This window comes from Martinezella lusitana (assembly GCF_014207095.1).
In the GTDB taxonomy this organism is placed as follows: domain Bacteria; phylum Pseudomonadota; class Alphaproteobacteria; order Rhizobiales; family Rhizobiaceae; genus Rhizobium; species Rhizobium lusitanum_B.
The window spans coordinates 116,812-140,114 of sequence record NZ_JACHBG010000005.1 but is presented as its reverse complement, the minus strand read 5'-3'; the positions used below and the strand labels follow the sequence as shown (position 1 = coordinate 140,114).

The window sequence follows — 23,303 nt, the reverse complement described above, 5'->3', positions numbered from 1 at the left end:
GGAATGGGCAGGGGGAGTGGTGGCCTGAGAGCGGCGATGAGCTCGGCTGGCAGGAGTTGGTACCGCCTGAGGACGTCATCGCGCCTATCGCGCGGACGCCGGTGGCGGGGTTGCCGCCATATAACAGAAGCTTTCCGTTACCTCGAACGAGGCAACGGAAAGCTGTACCCGGTCAGTGCCTATTCGGCGGCGTCGTGCTTCGAAATGGAATCGCGCACCACGCCATATTGGCCGCCCCAACTGTCGGTCATTTCGTGGCGAATATCCCAGAGTTCGGGGAAGAAGCGGTGGCGGGCGCCTGCCTGCAGCAGCTCGACCGGGCGTCCCTTCAGGGATTTCGAGCCGAGCCCGATGGAACGCTGGATCAGATACATGTGGTTGGCGCGGAATTTTTGAAACAGCTCGTCATATTCCACCAGCGCTTCGGCGACGACATAGCTGTCGCCATGATCGTATTTGCCATCATAGATATCTGTTATCGTCAGGCCGGGCGCATCGAGGTAATTCGCCTTGAAGGCGTGCCAGAGATCGGGCGGCATGCGCAGCAGGAACTTGAAGCCCGGCGATTCCTGGCCGCTGCCGTTGCCGAGCTGCAGGCGGATCTGCTGATATTCCTTCGGCGACATGGTTTCCAGAAGATCGAGCTGGGTCGTCATCATGCGCATGATCTTGTGCACGCGGCCCATCAGGGTCACGACGCGGTGGGTGTTGCGCTCTTCCATGAAGCCGATGACATCGACCAGCGAATAGGCCATCAGCTTCATCCAGAGTTCTTCCACCTGATGAACGATCTGGAATTGCAGTTCGTCGCCGTTGACCATGCCGTTCAACGGCTTCTGACAGGCGAGGAGTTTGTCGCATTGCAGATAGACGCCGTAGTCGAGCATGTCAGGCGCCTCGATGCGGGCGTAATAGTCTTGCTTCTGCATCTTCGTTCCCTTTGTTCCAGCCTTTGGCCGACAAGCATGTTTGCCTTTACCAAGGATAAGCAATTTGCCTTGAACATTGTTCCTATTTGTCATTCATAATTGCAGAACGGGAGCACGATCGTCTCTTGTAGGGAAAATGGAGAGAACGATGGAGTTGGATGCGCTCGATCACAAGATCATTGCCGCGCTGGAGGCCGATGCCCGCATCTCGTTTGCGGCGCTTGCCGATCTCGTGGGGCTCAGCAAGACGCCGTGCTGGAAACGGGTGAAGGCGCTAGAGGAGGCAGGCGTGATCAGAGGGTACAGGGCGCTTCTAGATCCGCCGCGGCTCGGCTTCGGCCTCGAGGCATTCGTGCAGGTGTCGATCGACGTCGAGCGCTTCGATGCCTTTGAGGCCGCCGTACGTCGTCATCCGCTCATCTGGCGCTGTCATGCGACGACGGGCGAGGCGGATTATCTCCTGCATATTCTGGCGACCGACATGGCGGCGCTCGACCGGCTATTGCGGCAAGAACTCAATAGACTTCCCGGCGTGCGGCACACCGTGACGTCGATGTCGACGCGGGAGATCAAGTCGGACATCTCGCTGGCCGAGGCCATGCGGCACGCGGGCGGCTAGCCGCTGGATCACCTTAGCCGCATGGAGCCGACCAGGCTGCGGATCAGTCGCTCGCCTATATCGACCAGAGGGAAAGACTTGCTTGAGCGGAGCCATTCGGCAAGCAGACCGTTCATGGAACACTGAATAGCGCGGGCAGCAGCATCGGGCGTCCATAGCGGCGCTAGCGTCTTTTTTTGGTCGGCCATCTCGATCAATCGCTCCAGCTTGCCGAACATTTGCTGATTGGCGGTGACGATTCTCTGAGCGGCGTCGGAGCGATGTTTGGTGAACTCGCAGCCGAGAATCATGATGGCGAAGACCTGCTGCAGATGTTCGTCCTTGGCGAGATTCTCCAGAACCTGGACCGTGCCCTGCTCGATCAACCCGAGCGGATCGTCGTGACCATGCTCGATTGCATAGTCAACGATGGTTTCCTGCGGCAGGCGGATTTCGCTGTGCAGCGCCGTCAGGACCTCGGCCTTGTCCTTGAAATGCCAATAGATCGCACCGCGCGTTACGCCGGCGCGTTGCGCGATCTTTTCGAGGCTGGAGCCGCTGACACCGTTTTCATAGAAAATGTCGGCGGCGGCCGCCAGGACCTCCTCTCGGGTCTTGGCAGCATCTTCTTTTGTTCTTCGCATGCTCCTCCTCGAAGTTTCTGTGAGACGGTGGGGCATATCGTCTCGCTCATATGTCTGATTTTACATCTCAATATCCGAAACCACGGGGGGTCCGGATATGAGCCATAAAAGCCGCGTCGATTTGATATTTACAATCATTCATGAATGTTTGTATATTGCGCTGCAATAAAAATGTCGAATCTCACGGTGATTTTTCCATGACGACGTATAAATCCTCCCTTCTGCGCAACGGTCTCGTTGCCGCCGGACTGCTCTTTTTCGGCGCAACTTCCTCCCTGGCGCAGCAAGCCGGTCAGATGCCGCCGCCACAGGTGACGGCTATCGAGGTCAAGCCCCAGGCCGTGGCGCTCTCCTATGAATATGCTGCCCGCATCTCTGCCTTTAGGCAAGTCGATGTGCGCGCTCGTGTCGGCGGTATCCTGTTGAAGAGGAACTTTGTCGAAGGCGCCGAGGTGAAGGCCGGCGACGTGCTCTTCCTGATCGATCCGGCGTCCTACCAGGCCACGCTTGCCCAGGCAAAGGCACAGCTCCAGCAGGCACAGGCTCAGCTTGAGCAGGCGCAGCGCGAAGAAAAGCGCAATATCAATCTCTTCGGGCAGAACGCCGCGACGCAGAAGGCTCGCGACGACGCGATTTCGACGCGTCAGCTGGCGGAAGCCGCAGTTGCGGCAGCGCAGGCGCAGGTTCAGACGGCGCAGCTCAATCTCGACTATACCAAGGTCACGGCGCCCGTTGGCGGCATTACCAGCCTGGAGCAGGTTTCCGAAGGCAGCTTGATCGGCACGACCGGCGATAGCGGCCTGCTCACCAGCATCACGCAACTCGATCCCGTCTACGTCAACTTCTCCTTCTCGGATTCAGAGGCTGCGGAAGTGCGCCGCCTGATCGACATGAAGAAGGCCAAGGGAGAGGCGCCCAACCTGGGCGTCAAGATCTCCTTCGGTGACGGCACGACTTACGATCATGACGGCGCCGTCGACTTCACTTCCTCCACCATCGACGTGTCGACGGGGACGTTGCAGGCGCGCGCCGTGGTCGACAATTCCAGCCGCCGGCTGTTGCCCGGCCAGTTCGTTCGTGCGCGGGTGACCGGCGTTTCACTCGACAACGCCATCACCATCCCGGAAGTGGCGCTGATGCAGAGCCCTCAAGGCCAGTTCGTCTATACGATCGACCAGGAGGGCAAAGCTCACATCAACCCGGTAACGCTCGGTCAGAAGATCGGCAACAGCTGGCTGGTGCTGTCAGGCCTCAAGGCTGGCGACAAGCTGATCATCGAAGGCATCATTAAGGTACGCCCCGGCGCACCGGTGCAGGCGACGGCGGACGCTACGCCCAAGGACGCGAAAAAGGTGGTGCAGAACTGATGCTAGGTAACCGATTCTTTATCGACCGCCCGGTTTTCGCGGCGGTGATCTCGATCGTCATCCTGCTGGCGGGCGCTGTCTGCCTGCGCATCCTGCCGATCGCGCAATATCCCGAGCTGACGCCGCCGCAGGTGGTGGTCACCGCCACCTATCCCGGCGCCAGCGCCGAGACGGTCGCGCAGACCGTTGCCGCTCCGCTGGAGCAGCAGATCAACGGCGTCGAAAACATGCTCTACATGCAGTCGACGAACTCCAACAGCGGCGCGATGCAGATCACCGTGACCTTCGCGCTGGGCACGGATCCGGACCAGGCGGCGATCAACGTCAACAACCGCGTTCAGCGTGCGGTCTCGACGCTGCCGCAGGACGTGACGCGATTGGGCGTCGTGGTCACCAAGCGCTCGACGTCGATCCTCGGCTTCGTGGCGATGTATTCCACCGATAGCCGCTACGACCGCACCTATGTCGGCAATTATGCGCTTCTGAACGTCATCGACGATCTCAAGCGCATTCCCGGCATTGGCGACGTCAATCTTCTCGGCGATGTCGACTACTCGATGCGTGTCTGGCTGCGACCGGACAAGCTGGCGCAGTACAATCTGACGCCGAGCGACGTCGCGACCGCAATCCGGGAGCAGAACTCCCAGTTTGCGGCCGGCCGCTTCGGCGATCAGCCAAGCAACAATCCGCAGGCCTTCACCTATACGGTGACGACGCAAGGGCGCCTGCCCGATGTCGACGCCTTCGGTGAAATCATCCTGCGTTCGACGGCCAATGCGGCAACGCTCAGGCTGAAGGACGTGGCGCGCATCGAACTCGGCACCAAGAGCTATTCGGTACAGAGCAGCCTCAACGGCACGCCGGCAGTGCCGATCGCTGTCTACCTGCAGCCGGGCGCCAATGCCTTGAATACGATGGCGGCACTCAAGTCGCGCCTCGACGAGTTGCAAAAGTCGTTCCCGCACGGCGTTGCCTACGAGGTTCCCTACGACACGACGAAGTTCATCCAGGTGTCGATCGAGGAAGTGGTGCACACCCTCATCGAGGCGATCCTTCTCGTCGTCATCGTCGTCTTCGTCTTCCTGCAGAACTGGCGGGCGACGCTGATCCCGATCATCGCCGTTCCGATCTCCATCGTCGGCACATTTGCCGGCATGTATCTGCTCGGCTTCTCGATCAACCTTCTGACGTTGTTCGGATTGGTGCTGGCAATCGGTATCGTGGTGGATGACGCCATCGTCGTGCTCGAAAACGTCGAGCGACTGATGGCGACGGAGAAGCTGTCGCCGAAAAAGGCTGCCATCAAGGCGATGGGCGAGGTGACTGGTCCGGTCATCGCCATCGTGCTGGTGCTCTGCGCCGTGTTCATCCCGGTCTCCTTCATGGGCGGCCTGGCGGGCCAGATGTACAAGCAGTTCGCCGTCACCATCGCGATCTCGGTCACCCTGTCCGGTATCGTGGCGCTGACGCTGACGCCGGCACTCTGCGCGCTGATCCTGAAGCCCGGCCATCATGAGCCGATCCTGCCGTTCCGCATCTTCAACCGCGCCTTCGACCGGTTGACTGCAGGCTATGCGGCCGGTGTCGCCTTCTTCCTGAAGCGCGTCATTATCGGCTGCGTGCTGGTTGCCGGCCTGCTCGGCGTCACCGGCTATCTCTTTTACACGCTTCCGGGATCGCTGGTGCCGGATGAAGACCAGGGCGCATTGTTCCAGATCGCCATCCTGCCGCCCGCTGCTTCGCTGACGCGCACGCAGGCCGTCATGGACGAGGCTCTGGTCAACACCAAGAAGCTGCCGGGCGTCGAAAACGTTTTTGCGGTTTCCGGCTTCGACCTTCTGTCGGGTGGCCTGAAGAGCAGCGCCGGCGTCGCCTTCGTGACGCTGAAGGACTGGAGCGAGCGCAAGACGCCGAAACTCGATGCCCGCAATCTCGCAGGCCCGATCATCGGCGCCAATATGGGCATCAAGGATGCCATGGTGCTCGCCTTCAATCCGCCGCCGATCATGGGTCTTTCGACCACGGGCGGCTTCGAAGTCTATCTTCAGGATCGCAGCGGCAAGGGCGTTGCGGGTCTTTCGGATCAGGCGCAGAAGCTGGTGGCGGCAGCCTCCAAGCGGCCGGAGCTTGCAGGTGTGCGCACGACGCTCGACACCAACGTTCCGCAGTTCCGTGCCGATCTCGACCGCGAGAAGGCCAAGGCGCTCGGCGTGCCGATCAACTCGGTCTTCGACGCCATGCAGGCGACCTTCGGCAGTCTCTACGTGAACGACTTCACGCTCTACGGCCGTAACTACCAGGTGAACCTGCAGTCGGAGGCACCCTTCCGCGAATCGCCGGAGGATCTGCGTCAGGTCTTCGTGCGCTCCGACAGCGGCAAGATGATCCCGCTCGACACGCTGATCAAGGTGTCGCGCGTCATCGGGCCGGACCAGCTTGAACGCTACAACGCCTTCAATGCCGCCAAGATCACCGGCAATCCGGCGCCAGGCTATACGTCCGGCGATGCGATCAAGGCCATGCAGCAGGTGGCGGCCGAAAGCTTGCCGGAAGGATTCCAGATCGCCTGGACGGGCTCGGCCTACCAGGAACTGGAGACCAGCGGTGCGGGTACGCAGGCGATGGTCTTCGGCATCATCATGGTGTTCCTGATCCTGGCTGCCCAGTATGAAAAGTGGAGCCTGCCGCTCGCCGTCATCACCGCGATCCCCTTCGCGCTGTTCGGTGCGTTGCTTGCCACCTATCTGCGCGGGCTGACCAACGACGTCTACTTCCAGATCGGTATGGTGACGCTGATCGGCCTGGCGGCAAAGAACGCCATCCTGATCGTCGAGTTCGCGGTGCTGAAACGCAAGGAAGGCATGGGTGCGGCCGAGGCTGCGCTCGAGGCGGCGCGGCTGCGCTTCCGCCCGATCGTGATGACCTCGCTCGCCTTCATTCTCGGCGTCGTGCCTCTTGCCATCAGCAGCGGCGCGGGTTCGGCGAGCCGTCATGCCATCGGCACCGGCGTCATCGGCGGGATGCTTGCGGCGACCTTCATCGCCACCTTCTTCATCCCGATGTTCTACCGCTTGATCGCCTGGAAACAGCCGAAGCCGGATGAGGATGACGAGGACGAAGTCGTCGATCATCGCCAGCATGCGCAGGCGGCGGAGTGATGGCGTTCTGAACATTCGCCAGCCATGAAGAAAAAAGCAGGCGGATCGCAGCATTGCGGTCCGCCTGTTTTCATTTGAATGCCGATCAGGCTGTCGAACCGGCGAGCCCGATCACATCGGCGGCACGGTGCCGTTGAGGCCGACGGCGACGCGTTCGGCGGAGACTTTGGAATCGTCGGCTCGCTCCCCGGTGATGAAGACGCCGGCGCCGGGTTTCAGGTCAGCTTTGGTCGCCGATGTCAGCGTCACGACGGGTGTGCCCGTGGGAATGTTGATCTTCCGCTCGCCGCCCTTGTAGGTGAGCGTCAATGTCGGGCCGTTGACTGAGGTGACGGCATTGGCAACGGTAGCGTTGGTCATGGAACTGTTGGGCTTCGAATCCCAGGGACGGTCGCCTTCACCGGTTCCCTTCATCGCGGCCGGAAAGATCACGACTTCGATGGCGCCATTGATGCCGCTATCGGTCGGCTGCGAGGCGATGCCGACGAAGTCACCGGGCTTGATGTCGCTGACGGCGGCCTGAACGATACCGCCGACGCTCCACCCTGCCTCCAGCGCGACGGTAACGTCCTTGCCGTCGCGGGATTTGACCTTCAGCGTGTCGCCGTCGAGGCTTTCGACTGTGCCGCGCACTTTTACACGCTCGGTTGCGGCAACGGCGCCTTGCAGGGCGGCAAGTGTTGCGATGGTGAGCGTCAGCGCGCCCGTAATCAGACGTTTGCGATGCATAGGCATTGCCTCTCTTGAATTGTCGGTCAAGCTATGGTTCGGGTGTGGCGGTCGCGATGATCGAGCTTGCCGGCGGGATTTCCGGTCTAAGCCTCGCGATTGGTGTCGCCAGCGGCCTAAACCTATTCGTCCCCATCGCGACGCGCCATTCAAACAAGCGTGAGGCGGCTATCCTGTTCTCGGAACTCAAAACATTCGGACTGGGCAGAAAAGTTCAACAACATAAAACACTCGTTAATGTTTCGTGTTAGTATGTGCGGATTGTCTCGAATTCCCTTATCGCGCCATGGTGCAGGGCTGGGGAGATTGGAGAACGAAATGATCGCAATTCGTCCGCTGTTGATTGGGATTATTCTGATTCTGGCACTGGTGTTGATTGCGCTCAGCATTCTGCTGGTCGATCCGGCGCAGCCTCTTCGTCAATCCGAGAGCCTCATCCCGATCCACACGGAGCCGGGACAGCAGCGGCCCTAAAGCGTGCCGCAATTTTTCGGATTTGCTCCTCCGCTTCAAGTCTCTGATCTCACGCTTGTCGTTGTCGCAAAACCGCCGCGCACTTTTGCGCGGCATGCGTTAGGCGATGTCGCTGCCAGTTTGAAAGCAATCAGCTCGAAGGCGTAAAGCGGGCTACCAGGCTGTGGCGATCACCGGGATAGGTAAGGCGAACATGGGTGATCGGGCCGGCTGAACTCCAGGTGCGTCGTTCGACCACCAGACAGGCCGTACCCTTGGCGACATCGAGACTTGCTGCCGCGTCGCCCTCGGCGGAGATGGCGCGGATCTGGTGTTCGGCCGTGCTCCAGGGCACCTGATTGAGCAGCCATGGGCCGGGCGGCAGGGTTGCAAAGTCGGCTTTGGCGGCGTCGGGCACGGCATCGAGATTGATGACGCGGTCTTCCAGGCAGAAGGGTCGCGCGCCGGCATAGTGAATGCAGCTGATTTCCAGCACGTTGACCGGGCCGGCAAATTGCAGCCGGCGGGCATCCTCCGCGCGGCCGCGCCGCTCGGCGAGCTTCATCAATCGATGCGAATAGGGCAGGTTGAGCGACTGGATTTCCGACTTGATATCGTGAATCTCCAGCACGGCCGATTGCGCGTGCGGATGCGTAACGAAGCTGCCCGAGCGCTTGCGCCGCTCGATCAGCCCCGCGCGGGCGAGCTGGGTCAGGACTTTGTTCACCGTCATCCGCGAGCAATCATACTGCTCGGCCAGCGCCATTTCGAACGGAATGCGATGACCCGGCGGCCAAGCGCCAGAGACGATCTGGCCCTCGATATCGCTCAGGATGCGCTGATGCAGGGTCGCCTCTTTGCTTGTGGCCATGCCGCTCATGTTTTCCGTGTAAGACATCGGGTTTCCGCGAGTTATTTAAGGACCAATCGGCGGCAGGAAAAGCAGTTTCTTAACCGATCAGCTCGGCCATTGCCTGATGGAAGCGCGCGGAAATTGCCTCTCTCTTGATATGCCGACCGCCTTCGACCTGCTTCTTGCCCAAAGCCCATACGCCATCGACCTTGAAGCCGCCGGCAAAAGTCCAATGATCGAGAACGCGGTCTTCGGAAAGATAGGGCACGGCGCTGGCGTCGAGGGAGACGATGTCAGCGCAATTGCCGACGGCAAGGCCGGCCGGTGCTTTCAGTGCGGCACCGCCGCCGACCACAGCACTGTCGAACAGCTTGCGGGCTGTCGAACCACCTGTCGTGGCGATGACGTTGCGGGCACGCAACGCCAGGCGCTGCGAATATTCCAACTGCCGCAGTTCTTCCGGGACGGAGATCAGGATATTGGAATCGGACCCGATGCCGTAACGGCCGCCTTCCTCGATGAAGAGAGGCGCAGCGAAGACGCCATCGCCGAGATTGGCCTCGGTGATCGGGCAGAGACCGGCGATTGCGCCGCTCTTTGCCATGCGCCGGGTCTCATCCTCGGTCATGTGCGTGGCATGGATCAGGCACCAGCGCTCGTTCATCGGGGTGTTATCGAGCAGCCATTGCACCGGCCGCGCGCCCGACCAGGCGATGCAGTCTTCCACTTCCTTCACTTGCTCGGCCACGTGGATATGGATCGGTCCATCGCCTGCTATGGGAATAAGCTTTGCCAGTTCCTCGGGCGTGACTGCCCGCAGACTATGCGGCGCAATGCCGAGTTCGGCTCCAGGCAGACGGCTCGTCACCGTCTTGCAACCGGCCATCAGTGCTTCGAAGCTTTCGAGCGAGTTGATGAAGCGACGCTGGCCTTCGATGGGCGCTGCACCTCCGAAGCCGGAATGGGCGTAGAAGACGGGCAGCAACGTCAACGCAATGCCGGTTTCGGCGCTGGCGGCGCCGATGCGCTCGGCCAGTTCGGCGATATTGGCATAGTGGCTGCCGTCCTTGTCATGATGCAGGTAGTGGAACTCGCCGACGCGGGAGAAACCGGCTTCGAGCATTTCCATATAGAGCTGTGCCGCGACGGCCTCGACGTGATCGGGCGTCATCGACAGTGCGAATTTATACATGACGGTGCGCCAGCTCCAGAAGCTGTCATTCGTCGGACCGCGCACTTCGGCAAGGCCGGCCATGGCGCGCTGGAAGGCGTGGCTATGCAGGTTCGGCATCGCCGGCACGAGAATATCCTGCCTGTCGTCACCGGCCTTGGGCTCGACGCTCTTGGCGATGTCGGTGATGCGACCGCCTTCGAGGGTAATCCGCACATTTTCGTGCCATCCGTCGCCAAGCAGTGCCGAGCGTGCATGAAGTATCGCCATGGTCTCACCCTTTCCTTTCGGACACAGAGTCCAAAATCCCTCTTGTCAGCCTTTTTAATATGTATATACATTATGAGCCAACGAGGAAAGGCGTAAAGCTTATGGGTGGGAACAATTTTTCCGAAGATGGCGCCAACGATGGCAGGGAAAACGGCGCGGCAAGCCGCGTGTGGCGCAATGCCCGCCTTGCGACCTTGAAAGAGGGCGAGGCCCGGCTCGGCACGATCGAGAAGGGTGCTATCCTGACCAGAGACGGCCGCATCCTCTTTGCCGGTCCGGAAGCGGATCTGCCTGACGTTGCCGGTGCCGAAAGCATCGATCTTGAAGGCCGCTGGGTGACCCCCGGCCTCGTCGATTGCCACACGCACATCGTCTATGGCGGCAATCGCGCCCGCGAATTCGAAATGCGGCTGGAAGGGGCGAGCTACGAAGAAGTCGCTCGCGCCGGCGGCGGTATCGTTTCTTCGGTCAATGCGACGCGCGCGTTGTCGGTTGACGAGCTTGTCGCCGTTGCGCTGCCGCGCCTCGATACGCTGCTTTCCGAAGGCGTCACCACCATCGAGGTGAAGTCGGGCTACGGCCTGAATATTCCATCCGAATTGAAGATGCTGCGGGCGGCGCGCAAGCTGGAGACGGTCCGTCCCGTCCGTGTCGTCACGTCCTATCTCGGTGCCCATGCCACGCCGGCCGAATACAAGGGTCGAAACGGCGACTATATAAGTGATGTCGTACTGCCCGGCCTGAGCCAGGCGCACGCGGAAGGCCTGGTCGATGCCGTCGACGGCTTCTGCGAAGGGATTGCCTTCTCGACGACCGAAATCGCCCGCGTCTTCGATCTTGCCAAGTCGCTCGGCATTCCCGTGAAACTGCATGCGGAACAGCTTTCCAATCTCGGCGGCGCCAAGCTTGCGGCCTCTTATGGCGCGCTGTCAGCCGATCATATCGAATATCTCGACGAGGATGGCGTCAACGCCATGGCTGCGGCCGGGACCGTTGCGGTGCTGCTGCCGGGCGCTTTCTATGCTATCAACGAAAAGCAGAAGCCGCCGGTCAACGCGCTCCGCGAGGCGGGTGTTTCGATCGCCATCGCCACGGATTGCAATCCTGGCACCTCGCCGCTGACATCGATGCTGCTGACCATGAATATGGCTGCCACCCTTTTCCGTCTGACGGTCGAGGAATGCATCGCCGGTGCAACGCGCGAAGGCGCACGCGCCCTCGGGCTGCTCTCCGAAACCGGTACGCTGGAAGCCGGAAAGTCGGCCGATTTCGCCATCTGGAATGTCGAAAGCCTGGCGGAGCTTGTCTACCGCATCGGCTTCAATCCTCTCCATGCCCATGTTTTCAAGGGAAAAAGGTTCAACCGATGACTATCGTTCTCCATCCCGGTTCCGTGTCGCTGCAGCAGTTGGCGACGATCTACTGGACCGGCGAGCCGGCCAGGCTCGATGCATCTTTCGATGCAGGCATTGCCAAGGCGGCTGCCCGCATCGCGGAAATTGCCGCAGGCAATGCGCCCGTCTATGGCATTAACACCGGCTTCGGCAAACTGGCGTCGATCAAGATCGACAGCGCTGACGTCGCCACGCTTCAGCGCAATCTCATTCTCTCGCATTGCTGTGGCATCGGCCAGCCGCTGCCGGAGAACGTCGTTCGCCTGATCATGGCGCTGAAGCTGGTTTCGCTCGGCCGCGGCGCCTCCGGCGTGCGGTTGGAGCTGGTGCGGTTGATCGAAGGCATGCTTGAAAAGGGTGTCGTACCCCTCATTCCGGAAAAGGGTTCGGTCGGCGCCTCGGGCGATCTTGCGCCGCTCGCCCATATGACCGCCGTCATGATGGGTCATGGCGAAGCCTTTTATGCCGGCGAACAGCTTTCCGGCGCAGCGGCGCTCGAAAAGGCCGGCCTGAAGCCGGTCGTATTGGCCGCCAAGGAAGGGCTTGCGCTGATCAATGGCACGCAGGTGTCGACCGGTCTCGCGCTCGCCGGCCTCTTCCGCGCGCATCGTGCGGCGCAGGCTGCCCTCATCACCGGTGCCATGTCGACCGATGCTGCCATGGGCTCCTCCGCCCCGTTCCATCCCGACATTCATACACTGCGCGGCCACAAGGGCCAGATCGATACCGCTGCGGCCCTTCGCGGTCTGCTTGCCGGTTCCGTGATCCGTGAGAGCCATATCGAAGGCGATGAGCGCGTGCAGGATCCCTATTGCATCCGCTGCCAGCCGCAGGTGGATGGCGCCTGCCTCGATCTGCTGCGCTCTGTCGGCCGCACGCTCGAAATCGAAGCCAACGCCGTCACCGACAACCCGCTGGTGCTTTCGGACAATTCCGTCGTTTCCGGCGGTAACTTCCATGCCGAGCCGGTTGCCTTTGCCGCCGACCAGATCGCGATTGCCGTTTGCGAAATCGGCGCGATCGCACAGCGCCGCATCGCGTTGCTGGTCGACCCGGCGCTCAGCTACGGCCTGCCGGCATTCCTGGCGAAGAAGCCCGGCCTGAACTCCGGCCTGATGATTGCCGAAGTGACCTCGGCGGCGCTGATGTCCGAGAACAAGCAGATGTCGCATCCGGCCTCCGTCGACTCGACACCGACCTCGGCCAACCAGGAAGACCATGTCTCCATGGCCTGCCATGGTGCGCGCCGCCTGCTGCAGATGACCGAAAATCTCTTCGGCATCATCGGCATCGAGGCGCTGACGGCTGCCCAGGGTGTGGAATTGCGCGCGCCGCTCGTCACCAGCCCGGAACTCAAGCTTGCCATATCAGCCATCCGCGCCGCCGTCCCTTCGCTGGAGGTGGACCGCTACATGGCAAACGACCTCAAGGCCGCCAGCGAGCTTATCGGCTCCGGCGCCCTCAATGCCTCGATTTCAACCGACATCCTGCCTTCCTTGGAGATGTGATATGACCAATCCACGCCATAATATCCGCGAAATCCGCGCTCCTCGCGGCCCGGAACTCAATGCCAAGAGCTGGCTGACCGAAGCGCCGTTGCGCATGCTGATGAACAACCTCGACCCGGACGTTGCGGAAAACCCGAACGAACTGGTCGTGTACGGCGGCATCGGCCGCGCTGCCCGCACCTGGGATGACTTCGACCGCATCGCCGCGACGCTGAAGACACTCAACGAAGACGAGACGCTGCTCGTACAGTCCGGCAAGCCGGTCGCCGTGTTCCGCACCCACAAGGATGCGCCGCGCGTGCTCATCGCCAACTCCAACCTCGTGCCGCATTGGGCAACCTGGGACCACTTCAACGAGCTGGATAAGAAGGGTCTTGCCATGTACGGCCAGATGACGGCCGGCTCGTGGATCTATATCGGCACGCAGGGCATCGTGCAGGGCACCTATGAGACCTTCGTCGAAGCCGGACGCCAGCATTACAATGGCGATCTCAAGGGCAAGTGGATCCTGACCGGCGGTCTCGGCGGCATGGGCGGCGCACAGCCGCTGGCGGCTGTCATGGCCGGCGCCTGCTGCCTCGCCGTCGAGAGCGACGAAACCCGCATCGATTTCCGCCTGCGCACCCGCTATGTCGACGAGAAGGCATCGAGCCTCGACGAAGCGCTCGCTTTGATCGACAAGTGGACGAAGGCCGGCGAAGCCAAGTCCGTGGGCCTGCTCGGCAATGCCGCCGAAATCTTCCCCGAACTGGTAAGGCGCATGAAGGCTGGCGGTCCGCGCCCGGATATCGTCACCGACCAGACGTCTGCCCACGACCCGCTGAACGGCTATCTGCCGGCCGGTTGGACGGTGGCCGAGCACAGGGCCAAGCGCGAAAGCGATCCGAAGGCCGTCGAAGCTGCCGCCCGCGCTTCGATGAAGGTTCACGTCGAAGCGATGGTCGACTTCTGGAATGCCGGCGTGCCGACGCTCGACTACGGCAACAACATCCGCCAGGTCGCCAAGGATGAAGGTTTCGAAAACGCCTTCGCTTTCCCGGGCTTCGTGCCGGCCTATATCCGTCCGCTGTTCTGCCGCGGCATCGGTCCGTTCCGCTGGGCCGCTCTCTCGGGCGATCCGGAAGATATCTACAAGACCGACGCCAAGGTAAAGGAACTCACCCCCGGCAATACCCACCTGCACAACTGGCTGGACATGGCGCGCGAGCGCATCGCCTTCCAGGGCCTGCCGGCACGCATTTGCTGGGTCGGTCTCGGTGATCGTCACCGTCTCGGTCTCGCCTTCAACGAAATGGTCAGGAATGGCGAGCTGAAGGCTCCTGTCGTCATCGGCCGCGACCATCTCGACTCCGGCTCGGTCGCTTCGCCGAACCGCGAAACGGAAGCCATGAAGGACGGCTCGGATGCCGTTTCCGATTGGCCGCTGCTCAACGCACTGCTCAACACCGCCTCCGGCGCGACTTGGGTATCGCTGCATCACGGCGGCGGCGTCGGTATGGGCTTCAGCCAGCACTCCGGCATGGTCATCTGCGCCGACGGCACGGATGATGCGGCCCGCCGTCTGGAGCGCGTTCTCTGGAACGACCCGGCAACCGGCGTCATGCGCCACGCCGATGCAGGCTACGACATCGCGCTCGATTGGGCCAAGCAGCAGGGCCTGCGCCTGCCGGCTATCCTGGGGAACTAAGATGAAGCTGCTACGCGCCAGCGATCACAAGCGCATGCCCTGGAAAAACGGCGGTGGGGAAACGGTGGAAATCGCCGTTTCGCCCGACGGCGCCGGGCTTGCCGACTTCGACTGGCGCGTCAGCATGGCGACCGTTGCTTCGGACGGACCGTTCTCGGTCTTTCCGGGCATCGATCGCACGCTATCCATTCTCGAGGGAGAGGGAATGACCCTCTTCATTGAAGGTCGCAAGCCGGAGCGTCTGACGCAGGCAAGCGACCCGCTGCCCTTTGCGGCGGATGCGCCGACTTCCGCGACCTTGATCGATGGCACGATCACCGATCTCAATGTCATGACGCGGCGCGGCCGTCTCACGCATTCGGTGCTGCGCATTTCGGTCGATGGGCTCGGCGAATTCGCTTTCGGAGAAGAGACCACCCTTGTTCTTTGCCATCGCGGTAGTGCTGAAATTGATGGCATGGTGCTTGATGCGGGCGATTGCCTGCTCGTCTCGAACACCGACGCCGCGCGGCGCACGATTTCGGGCAAGGCGCAGCTGTTCCAAATCACCATCGCGGCAATATAGTCGGCTATCAACTTCCTTCGACTTGACACGGACACGCACGGATTATCCTATCTTTGTACAGCAAAGAGGATAGCCGCATGAGCGACGACCAGATCCCCGCCGACAGCAAGCTCACCACTTCCAAGCGCCGCTGGGCGGCGGAGGGCAAGTTTCTGACCGGGCGTATCAGCCGGGCTGAGACTGAGCGGCTGCCGCCAGGGCAGCATCTCGTCAAGAACTGGCCGGTGCTCGATCTTGGCGAGCAGCCGCAGATTTCCCTCTCCAGCTGGCGGCTCGATGTGTTTGGTTTCGTGGAAAAGCGGCTCAGTCTCGACTGGTCGGCTTTCCAGGCGATCGAGCAAAGCACTTATGTCAGCGACATTCATTGCGTGACGACCTGGTCGCGCTACGACAATCGCTGGGAAGGAGTTTCGACGCGCGATTTCCTCGACCTCGCCATGCCGACGGCCGAGGCGCAGCATGTGCTGCTTACGAGTTATGACGGTTATACCACCAACCTGCCGCTTGCGGATTTTGCGGCTGAAGATGCCATTCTCGCCACCGCTTGGGAGGGCCAGCCGCTAACGCGCGAGCATGGCGGACCGATGCGCCTCGTCGTGCCGCATCTTTATTTCTGGAAGAGCGCGAAATGGCTGAGCCGCATCGAACTCATCGGCGCCGACCGCGCCGGCTTTTGGGAGAAGAACGGCTATCATATGTATGGCGACCCATGGCGCGAGCAGCGCTACTCGGACGATTGACATCCACGGGATGCGACGGACAGAGGCAAGCTTGCCGGAAATCGCGGCTCTTGTGTCACCGTGTCAATCTTTGACGATGCCGGCGTGGGTTTGCGGCTTTGCAAGCCCGTGCGATGGGCGTATTCAATGATCCTATGATTGTTGCCGGTCGAACCGGCGCCCTTTGAACGCTATTTTCCGAAATTTCATGTCATGACCGTTGCCCGGACCACAGAAGAGCCCTCCGAAGCAAGTTTCGGCCGGCAGTCTCGCATCATCGCTTTCGTGGTTGCCGTTTCCTTCTTCATGCAGATCCTGGACGGCACCATCGTCACCACATCGCTGCCGCAGATGGCGAAAACCTTCGGCGTCGAGCCGGTATCGATGAGCATCGGTATCACCGTCTATCTGCTGACCATGGCCGCCTTCGTGCCGCTGGCGGGTTGGGCGGGCGATCGCTACGGCGCGCGGCGCGTGTTTCTGGCGTCGATCACCATCTTCACCGTGGCCTCGCTGTTCTGCGGCCTTTCGGGCAGTCTCGCCGAATTCATCCTCGCTCGCGCCGTTCAAGGCGTCGGCAGCGCGCTGATGACGCCTGTCGGCCGTATCATCGTACTGAAAAGCGCGCGCAAATCCGATCTCGTCCATGCGATGTCGATGATCACCTGGCCGGCGTTGACGGCGCCAGTCATTGGCCCGGTGCTCGGCAGCTTCATCACCACCTATCTCAGCTGGCACTGGAACTTCCTGATCAATATCCCGATCGGTATCATCGGCCTCGGTCTGGTGCTGCGCTTCGTGCCGGATCAGCGGGAGGAAAAGGTCGCGCGGCTTGACCTCCTCGGCTTCGTGCAATCGGCTGCGGGGCTGACCTTCCTGCTCGCCGGTCTGGAATTCGTGGTTCAGGGGACGACGGGATTGGCACCGAGCATCGGCCTCATTGCCGCCGGTGTGGTCTTTTCCGTCATTGCCACCCGGCACTTCATGAGGGTCGATGCGCCCTTGCTCGATCTCTCCGCCTTCAAGGTGCAGACCTTCGCCATGTCGACGCTTTCGGCCGGCACGGCGAGCCGCGTCGCGATCAACGCGACTCCCTTCCTGATCCCGCTGCTCTTTCAGGTCGGCTTCGGCCGCACGGCGATCGATGCCGGTACCTATCTGCTGTTCTATTTCGCCGGCAATCTCGGCATGAAGGCGATCACGACGCAGATGTTGAGGATTTTCGGCTTCCGGAACGTGCTCGTCGTTAACGGCCTGATTTCGTCAGCGAGCATCGGTGCTTGTGGATTCCTGTCGCCGTCGACACCGGATCTGCTGATATATTGCCTGCTATTTATTGCCGGCCTGTCGCGGTCGATGAATTTCACGGCGCTGAACACGCTCGGCTTTGCCGATATTCATGCCGCGCAACGCAGTTCTGCCTCCACCCTCTCAAGCATGTTGCAACAGGTATCGTTGCTGCTTGGCGTTGCGGTTGCTGCAACCATGCTCAATCTCTCGCGCACGATTCATGGTGGGGAAACGCTTTCGCTGGCCGATTTCCGCTGGGCTTTCCTCGTGATTGGCCTTATCGGTGCCATCTCCGCGTTGCGCTTTGTCAGCCTACCCCACGATGCTGGCGCCGAGGTGTCGCGGCACAAGATGAAAGCGTCATCAAAACCTTAAAAGTCTTAACGATATTGACAGGCAAGCCGCTGTAAATTCACTTGTCAGTTCCCATATGTGTGGGGCCTCAACTCCTACAGGAGCCAGTCTTATGCTGCTCAAAACTCTCGCTATCTCTGCTCTCGTCATCGGCATGTCCAGCGCTGCCATGGCCGAGCAGGTGCACAAGCATCGTCACAAGAACCTCAAGGTTGAGACAATTCAGACCGATGTCGGCAATGTCGACCATTCGAAGGATGCGATCCTTCCGGACGGCCGCATCAATACCGATCCGTCGGTGACCGGCCCGATCCGCGCCGGCGACTCCATGTCCCGTCTGCAATGCGCTGCTGCTCCGAACGCAGTCGGCGTGCGCTCGACATATGCGGCAGGCCCATCGTCCCTTTGCCCGTAACGGTTTGCCGGATCGAGCGGTTTCAAGCCAGCTCGATATCGGTCTGATCGAACCGGCCGCTTTTCGACAATAGCGGCTGGCGATAGTAACGAGCGCAGGCGTAAGTCATGCAATCGTCGAGGCTGAGGCGGGCCGGGTGGTCGCCTTGGCCGTAACGCTCATATGTCTCCGCCGCTATAAAGGCCGCGCGGGGCGGTACGGCAAGCAGCTGAATATTCATGAGTTGCAGGAAGGTGCGTACGGCTTCTCCCGCCTCCGCGGGTGAAAGTGCAAGCGTTGCCGAGATCTCAATTGCCGCATGCATTGCTTCTGCCGGCGATGTCATTCTCGCCGTTGCCAATTGCATGCGATTGGCAAAGCCGCGCGCATCCTCCTCATTCGTCATCATGGCCGACAGGACCGAGGCGTCGATAAACATCAGGCGCTCCCTTCTGCACTGTCGTTTCCGCTTTTCGCATCGGCCTTCCGTCGGAGATTGCGGCAGAAGGCGACGGCGACCTCGGCGAGGGCGGGCTTGGTCAGCTCTTCATCCAGGGCCTTCTGCAAGGCAAGCCTCACGGCTTCAGTCTTGGTCGGGCTTTTCGTCAATGCCTGGTAGCGTCGCGCCAGGCGGTCGATGGCATCATCTTTGATGTAGAGGGGCATGGGATATCCGTTTTCAATCTTGCGATATCCTTAGGCCATGTTGTCCGCAACAGCAATCTGTGGCGGCGGTCTACTCCGGAGCTTTTCATAAGGGCTTCTCGTCCTAGTACTCTCCCGGCTGGCGCGGGCGGCTGGGATGTCGGGCATAGCGGAGCAGCTCTACAGCTCAACTTCACCCCTCCGACAATTCCTCCAGGATCGGACAGTCGGGCCGTTCGTTGCCGTGGCAGGCGTGAACGAGGTGCTCCAGTGTGCGGCGCAGCTCCGTTAGTTCGCGGATCTTGCGGTCGATCTCGACAAGCTTGGTGCTTGCCATATCCTTGACGTCGGCGCTGGCACGGCTCTTGTCCTCATAGAGCGCCAGCAGCTGCCGGCATTCCTCCACCGAGAAGCCGAGGCTGCGCGAGCGATGCAGGAAGCGCAGCTTGTGCACGTCGTCGGCGCCATAATCGCGATAGCCGTTGTCGCTGCGATCGGGGCGGATGAGGCCGATATCTTCATAGTAGCGGATCGTCTTGGCCGGCAGGCCCGAACGGCCGGATGCTTCACCGATATTCATCTGCTTCTCCCTTCAAGCGGTCGGGCGTTTCAAGGAATCGCCCAGCCCTGTGCTTGTTTCCATGTATTCCCGGGAGAACCGCGCTGCGATCCTCCCGGGACTGTTCTTATTTGGCCAACCGTAGTCTCAGCGCATTGGCGATGACCGAGACCGAGGACAGGCTCATCGCGGCGGCTGCGATCATCGGCGACAGAAGGAGGCCGAAGACCGGGTAGAGCACGCCGGCCGCCAAGGGCACGCCGAGGGCATTGTAGCCGAAGGCGAAGGCGAGGTTCTGCCTGATGTTGCGGATGGTCGCTTCCGACAGGCGGCGTGCCCGGACGATGCCGTTGAGGTCGCCCTTCACCAGCGTGATACCGGCGCTTTCCATGGCGACGTCGGCGCCCGTGCCCATGGCTATGCCAACATCGGCGGAGGCGAGTGCGGGAGCGTCGTTGACGCCGTCGCCGGCCATGGCAACGATGTGACCCTTGGCCCGCAATTCGTCGATCAGCGCCTTCTTGCCTTCCGGCAACATGTCTGCCCGCACCTCGTCAATGCCGAGCTGCTTGGCGACGGCGGCGGCAGTCTTGCCGTTGTCGCCGGTCGCCATGACGATCTTCAGGCCGCTCTCGTGCAGTTCCTTGATCGCGGCTGCCGTGGTCGGCTTGATCCGATCCGCAACGGCGACAAGACCGGCGAGCCTGTTGTCGATGGCAACGAACATCACGGTCTTGCCTTCGCCGCGCAGACGTTCGGTCTCAACCTTCAACGCCTCCGTGGAAATGCCAAGATCGGCCATCATCGCGGCATTGCTGAGTGCGATCGGCGTGTTGCCGGCGCTGCCTTTCACGCCCTTGCCCGTTATCGCCGAAAAGCCGGAGATGTCGACAAGACCTGTCCCGCGCTCCTCGGCACCGGCAACGATGGCCTCCGCGAGCGGATGTTCCGAACCCCGTTCGAGGCTGGCGGCGAGCGACAGCAGTCGCCCTTGCTCGATACCGTTGACAGCGACGATATCGGTCAGGTTGGGCTTGCCTTCGGTGAGCGTGCCCGTCTTGTCGACGATCAGCGTGTCGACCTTGGCGAAGCGCTCCAGCGCCTCGGCATCGCGTACCAGCACGCCTTCCTGCGCGCCACGGCCAGTGGCGATCATGATGGACATGGGGGTCGCCAGCCCAAGCGCACATGGGCAGGCAATGATCAACACCGCGACGGCGGCGAGCAGCGCATGTGCAAGCCGCGGCTCCGGCCCGACGAAGGCCCAGACGGCGAAGGCGACGATCGCGGCCGCGACGACGGCAGGCACGAAAACGGCGGAGACGCGATCGACCATGGTCTGGATCGGCGCACGAGAGCGCTGTGCCTTGGCGACGAGTTCGACGATGCGCGACAGCGTCGTTTCGGCGCCGACCTTCTCCGCCTGCATGATGAGTGCGCCGTTCTTGTTGATCGTGCCGCCGGTCACGGCATCGCCCTTTACCTTTTCGACCGGCAGGGGTTCGCCCGTGATCATCGATTCATCAATGGTGGACTGCCCCTCGATGACGGAACCGTCCACCGGAACACGCTCGCCGGGACGCACACGCAGTCGGTCTCCAGCCTGGATTTCGTCAACGGGCACGTCGTTTTCGCTACCATCATCGCCGATGCGGCGTGCCGTCTTCGGCGCCAGATCGAGGAGGGCGCGAATGGCGGAACCCGTGCGTTCCCGGGCCTTCAACTCCAGCACCTGTCCGACGAAAACAAGCGCAATGATGACCGAAGCCGCCTCGAAATACACAGGCACGCTTTCGCCGTGCCCGCGGAAGCTCATCGGGAACAGGCCCGGCGCCAAAGTGGCGACGATGCTATAGAGATAGGCGGTGCCAACGCCGAGGCCGATCAGCGTCCACATGTTGGGGCTGCGATTGACGATCGAGTTCCAGGCGCGGCGGAAGAAGGGCAGGGCAGCCCACAGCACAACCGGGGTCGCCAGAACGAGTTCGATCCAGGTGGCGATCGGTTCACCGATCCAGTCGCGCACGGGGAGACCGACCATCGGACCCATGCTAATGACAAGCAAGGGCAGCGACAAGGCAGCACTGATCCAGAGCCGGCGCGTGAAGTCGACCAGTTCCGGATTCGGCCCTTCGTCGGCGGCGGGCACGCCCATGGGCTCCAGCGCCATCCCGCATTTCGGACAATCGCCCGGATGGTCGCTGACGACCTCGGGATGCATCGGGCAGGTATAGAGCGTGCCCTTCGGCACGGGTTTCGGTGCAGGCCTGTTGCCGTTGAGATAGGCCGTCGGGTCAGCCTCGAATTTGGTCTTGCAGCCGGCCGAGCAGAAGTAGAATTTCTCGCCTTCGTACTTTGCAAGATGGCGTGCGGTGGCGCGATCGACCGTCATGCCGCAGGTCGGGTCCTTGGCGGTCAGATAATTCTCAGGCGCCGCCTCGAACTTCGTGCGGCAACCGTTGCAGCAGAAGTGAAATGTGCGGCCCTGGTAATCCAGCGACGGTTTGCCGGCATTCGGATCGACTGTCATGCCGCAAACGGGATCGCGCGTTACAGTCTCCTGCGGCTGGCCGCCGTGGTCGTGATGGTGGTGGTGACCGTGGCCGTGATGGCTATGATCGTGTTCGTCATGCAATGCCATATCAAACTCCATTGCCCCGAAAGGGAGCGTTGGATGAGGTTATGAACCTTCCTGTTGCTGGAAGGTCAAGGCCTAAAATAGGAATTGTCGTCCACAGTTCACAGATGCCTCTTTCTATCTTGCAGCGTGCGGCGATGATAGGTTCCGTAAGGCCGATTCAATGATGCGATTCCAATGCGATACGATCTGACCACGCTTCCGTTGCCAACGCTTCTGCCTGCTATCGTCAAGGCGGAAGATATGCTGGCGCGATTGGATGAGCGCGTGTTGCGGCATGTTGTCGGGGAAGGTTTTCGCGAGCGCGGGCATTTCTTCGATGCGGCCGGGGCGCTTTGGGTCGGTGGCGAGCTGGTGCATGTGGAAGATCTTGTGCTGCATGATGCACGCATGGATGCGCGTGCGCCGACGCATGAATTGACGATCGCCCATGCGGTGCTGCGGGTCAGGCGCCGCCTTTGGAATGCCGACCCCGCCTGGGGGCTGGATGCTGCCGGCCTTGCCGTTCTGCGCGGCGATGTCGGAGACGTCGAGGATGTTGTCACGCGGCGTTCGGTATTGTCGGAGACCACCGCGGAGGAAGTGCAGGAAGAGGGCGAAGAGGAGGATTTCGGCGTTGATTTTGCCGAGATCGACGCCATCCTTGCCCGATCGGAAAAGATTTTGAGCGGCGGCATACCCGAGGTCAGGCCGGAGACGATCGATGACCCGCTCGCTCTCGTGCATGACGAAGATTGGGACGAGGACGAGCGGCTGGAAAGCTGGCGCGCGGTCATTCGCGATGCCGATCTCCTGCCGCCCGTTCTCGGCGCGGCGGTGCTTTTCGACGCCTGGGAGCGGATCGAGCCGCTGCGGCGGCAACATTGGCTCGGCGGTTTGCTGGTCAGCGCCTATTTGCGCAGCCGCGGCAAGGTGACCTCGCATCTTTTCTGCCTAAATGTCGGCCTGAAGGCCGTCCGGCATGATCGTCGACGCGCGTCGGATCGTATCACGCGCCTGACTGCGTTTCTTGAGGCCATGGTTCACTCGGCGGATTCCGGCCTCAAGGAGCTGGACCGCCTTTCGCTCGCCAAGCTGCAGATGGAGCTGCGCCTCAGGGACCGGCGATCGAACAGCAGCCTGCCCGAGGTGATCGATATCGTGCTGTCGCGGCCGATTGTTTCGGCAAAGATGATCGCCCGGCATGTGGGCGTGACACCCAGAGGAGCACTCAATCTGGTCAACGAGCTTGGCCTGCGCGAGATGACGGGTCGCGGACGTTATCGCGGCTGGGGGGTGCTCTGACGCCCAACGGCAACAGCAACTTGCATCGGCAGCCAGCGTTTGCGACTACAACCCTGGTTTTATGTAATGTGACAATTTATTTCGCTAAGTCGCC

22 protein-coding genes are annotated in these 23,303 nt (G+C 61.4%); 13 read left to right on the top strand and 9 right to left on the bottom strand.

Annotation, left to right across the window (positions count from 1 at the left end; all coding sequences use genetic code 11):
• Positions 1 to 179 precede the first annotated feature (179 nt).
• Entirely contained in the window at positions 180 to 929 is a 750-nt protein-coding gene (locus tag GGD46_RS13355) for a tryptophan 2,3-dioxygenase family protein (RefSeq protein ID WP_184704540.1), read from the bottom strand.
• 148 nt (positions 930 to 1,077) lie between these two features.
• On the opposite strand from GGD46_RS13355, the gene GGD46_RS13350 reads away from it, so the two are divergent.
• Positions 1,078 to 1,548 carry an Lrp/AsnC family transcriptional regulator gene (locus GGD46_RS13350; RefSeq protein WP_184704538.1) on the top strand — a complete coding sequence of 157 codons (471 nt, stop codon included), beginning with the start codon at positions 1,078 to 1,080 and terminating at the stop codon, positions 1,546 to 1,548.
• An 8-nt stretch (positions 1,549 to 1,556) separates the two neighbouring features.
• Here GGD46_RS13350 and GGD46_RS13345 read toward each other — a convergent pair whose 3' ends face one another.
• A complete protein-coding gene (locus tag GGD46_RS13345) occupies positions 1,557 to 2,171 on the bottom strand; it encodes a TetR family transcriptional regulator (RefSeq protein ID WP_184704536.1) in 615 nt (204 codons plus the stop codon).
• A 197-nt stretch (positions 2,172 to 2,368) separates the two neighbouring features.
• Between GGD46_RS13345 and GGD46_RS13340 the strand changes: the two genes are divergently transcribed.
• Positions 2,369 to 3,538: an efflux RND transporter periplasmic adaptor subunit gene (locus GGD46_RS13340; protein WP_184704534.1), complete on the top strand. Its 1,170-nt coding sequence runs from the start codon at positions 2,369 to 2,371 to the stop codon at positions 3,536 to 3,538.
• Positions 3,538 to 6,696, top strand: a complete 3,159-nt coding sequence (locus GGD46_RS13335) for an efflux RND transporter permease subunit (RefSeq protein WP_184704532.1) — start codon at positions 3,538 to 3,540, stop codon at positions 6,694 to 6,696. Before GGD46_RS13340 ends, GGD46_RS13335 begins: the two co-directional genes overlap by 1 nt.
• A 111-nt stretch (positions 6,697 to 6,807) precedes the next feature.
• On the opposite strand, the gene GGD46_RS13330 is transcribed toward GGD46_RS13335, so the two are convergent.
• Positions 6,808 to 7,425 (bottom strand): hypothetical protein, encoded by a 618-nt coding sequence (locus tag GGD46_RS13330; protein ID WP_184704530.1) that lies wholly within the window; start codon positions 7,423 to 7,425, stop codon positions 6,808 to 6,810.
• A gap of 56 nt (positions 7,426 to 7,481) precedes the next feature.
• Here GGD46_RS13330 and GGD46_RS13325 point away from each other — a divergent pair, with 56 nt between their 5' ends.
• Positions 7,482 to 7,676, top strand: a complete 195-nt coding sequence (locus GGD46_RS13325) for a hypothetical protein (protein ID WP_184704528.1) — start codon at positions 7,482 to 7,484, stop codon at positions 7,674 to 7,676.
• Between the two features lie 67 nt (positions 7,677 to 7,743).
• The gene (locus tag GGD46_RS13320; protein ID WP_184705049.1) at positions 7,744 to 7,899 is read left to right on the top strand and encodes a hypothetical protein; all 156 of its coding nucleotides are present in this window, start codon (positions 7,744 to 7,746) and stop codon (positions 7,897 to 7,899) included.
• Between the two features lie 130 nt (positions 7,900 to 8,029).
• Here GGD46_RS13320 and hutC read toward each other — a convergent pair whose 3' ends face one another.
• The gene (hutC, locus tag GGD46_RS13315; RefSeq protein WP_184705023.1) at positions 8,030 to 8,749 is read right to left on the bottom strand and encodes a histidine utilization repressor; all 720 of its coding nucleotides are present in this window, start codon (positions 8,747 to 8,749) and stop codon (positions 8,030 to 8,032) included.
• A gap of 79 nt (positions 8,750 to 8,828) precedes the next feature.
• Positions 8,829 to 10,172, bottom strand: coding sequence for a formimidoylglutamate deiminase (locus GGD46_RS13310; protein ID WP_184704526.1), 1,344 nt, complete (start codon positions 10,170 to 10,172; stop codon positions 8,829 to 8,831).
• Positions 10,173 to 10,273: 101 nt separating this feature from the next.
• On the opposite strand from GGD46_RS13310, the gene hutI reads away from it, so the two are divergent.
• The 7 genes from hutI to GGD46_RS13275 all read left to right on the top strand — a co-directional run bounded on the left by hutI (position 10,274) and on the right by GGD46_RS13275 (position 18,104).
• Entirely contained in the window at positions 10,274 to 11,542 is a 1,269-nt protein-coding gene (hutI, locus tag GGD46_RS13305) for an imidazolonepropionase (protein WP_184704524.1), read from the top strand.
• Positions 11,539 to 13,074, top strand: coding sequence for a histidine ammonia-lyase (hutH, locus tag GGD46_RS13300; RefSeq protein WP_184704522.1), 1,536 nt, complete (start codon positions 11,539 to 11,541; stop codon positions 13,072 to 13,074). The genes hutI and hutH overlap by 4 nt, the downstream gene beginning before the upstream one ends.
• A gap of 1 nt (position 13,075) precedes the next feature.
• Positions 13,076 to 14,761, top strand: a complete 1,686-nt coding sequence (hutU, locus tag GGD46_RS13295) for a urocanate hydratase (protein ID WP_184704521.1) — start codon at positions 13,076 to 13,078, stop codon at positions 14,759 to 14,761.
• Between the two features lies 1 nt (position 14,762).
• Positions 14,763 to 15,326, top strand: coding sequence for a HutD family protein (locus tag GGD46_RS13290; RefSeq protein WP_184704519.1), 564 nt, complete (start codon positions 14,763 to 14,765; stop codon positions 15,324 to 15,326).
• A 77-nt stretch (positions 15,327 to 15,403) separates the two neighbouring features.
• On the top strand, positions 15,404 to 16,066 hold the full coding sequence (locus GGD46_RS13285) for a sulfite oxidase-like oxidoreductase (protein WP_184704517.1): 663 nt from the start codon (positions 15,404 to 15,406) through the stop codon (positions 16,064 to 16,066).
• 192 nt (positions 16,067 to 16,258) lie between these two features.
• Positions 16,259 to 17,710: an MFS transporter gene (locus GGD46_RS13280; protein WP_184704514.1), complete on the top strand. Its 1,452-nt coding sequence runs from the start codon at positions 16,259 to 16,261 to the stop codon at positions 17,708 to 17,710.
• 91 nt (positions 17,711 to 17,801) lie between these two features.
• Entirely contained in the window at positions 17,802 to 18,104 is a 303-nt protein-coding gene (locus tag GGD46_RS13275) for a hypothetical protein (RefSeq protein ID WP_184704512.1), read from the top strand.
• 22 nt (positions 18,105 to 18,126) lie between these two features.
• Here GGD46_RS13275 and GGD46_RS13270 read toward each other — a convergent pair whose 3' ends face one another.
• The 4 genes from GGD46_RS13270 to GGD46_RS13255 all read right to left on the bottom strand — a co-directional run bounded on the left by GGD46_RS13270 (position 18,127) and on the right by GGD46_RS13255 (position 21,928).
• The gene (locus tag GGD46_RS13270) at positions 18,127 to 18,522 is read right to left on the bottom strand and encodes a type II toxin-antitoxin system VapC family toxin (RefSeq protein ID WP_184704510.1); all 396 of its coding nucleotides are present in this window, start codon (positions 18,520 to 18,522) and stop codon (positions 18,127 to 18,129) included.
• Positions 18,522 to 18,749 carry a type II toxin-antitoxin system VapB family antitoxin gene (locus GGD46_RS13265; RefSeq protein WP_184704508.1) on the bottom strand — a complete coding sequence of 76 codons (228 nt, stop codon included), beginning with the start codon at positions 18,747 to 18,749 and terminating at the stop codon, positions 18,522 to 18,524. Before GGD46_RS13265 ends, GGD46_RS13270 begins: the two co-directional genes overlap by 1 nt.
• A gap of 172 nt (positions 18,750 to 18,921) precedes the next feature.
• Positions 18,922 to 19,308, bottom strand: coding sequence for a Cu(I)-responsive transcriptional regulator (gene cueR, locus GGD46_RS13260; protein WP_184704507.1), 387 nt, complete (start codon positions 19,306 to 19,308; stop codon positions 18,922 to 18,924).
• Positions 19,309 to 19,414: 106 nt separating this feature from the next.
• Positions 19,415 to 21,928 (bottom strand): heavy metal translocating P-type ATPase, encoded by a 2,514-nt coding sequence (locus GGD46_RS13255; protein ID WP_184704505.1) that lies wholly within the window; start codon positions 21,926 to 21,928, stop codon positions 19,415 to 19,417.
• A 174-nt stretch (positions 21,929 to 22,102) separates the two neighbouring features.
• Here GGD46_RS13255 and GGD46_RS13250 point away from each other — a divergent pair, with 174 nt between their 5' ends.
• On the top strand, positions 22,103 to 23,209 hold the full coding sequence (locus GGD46_RS13250; RefSeq protein WP_184704503.1) for an RHE_PE00001 family protein: 1,107 nt from the start codon (positions 22,103 to 22,105) through the stop codon (positions 23,207 to 23,209).
• Positions 23,210 to 23,303: the final 94 nt, after the last annotated feature.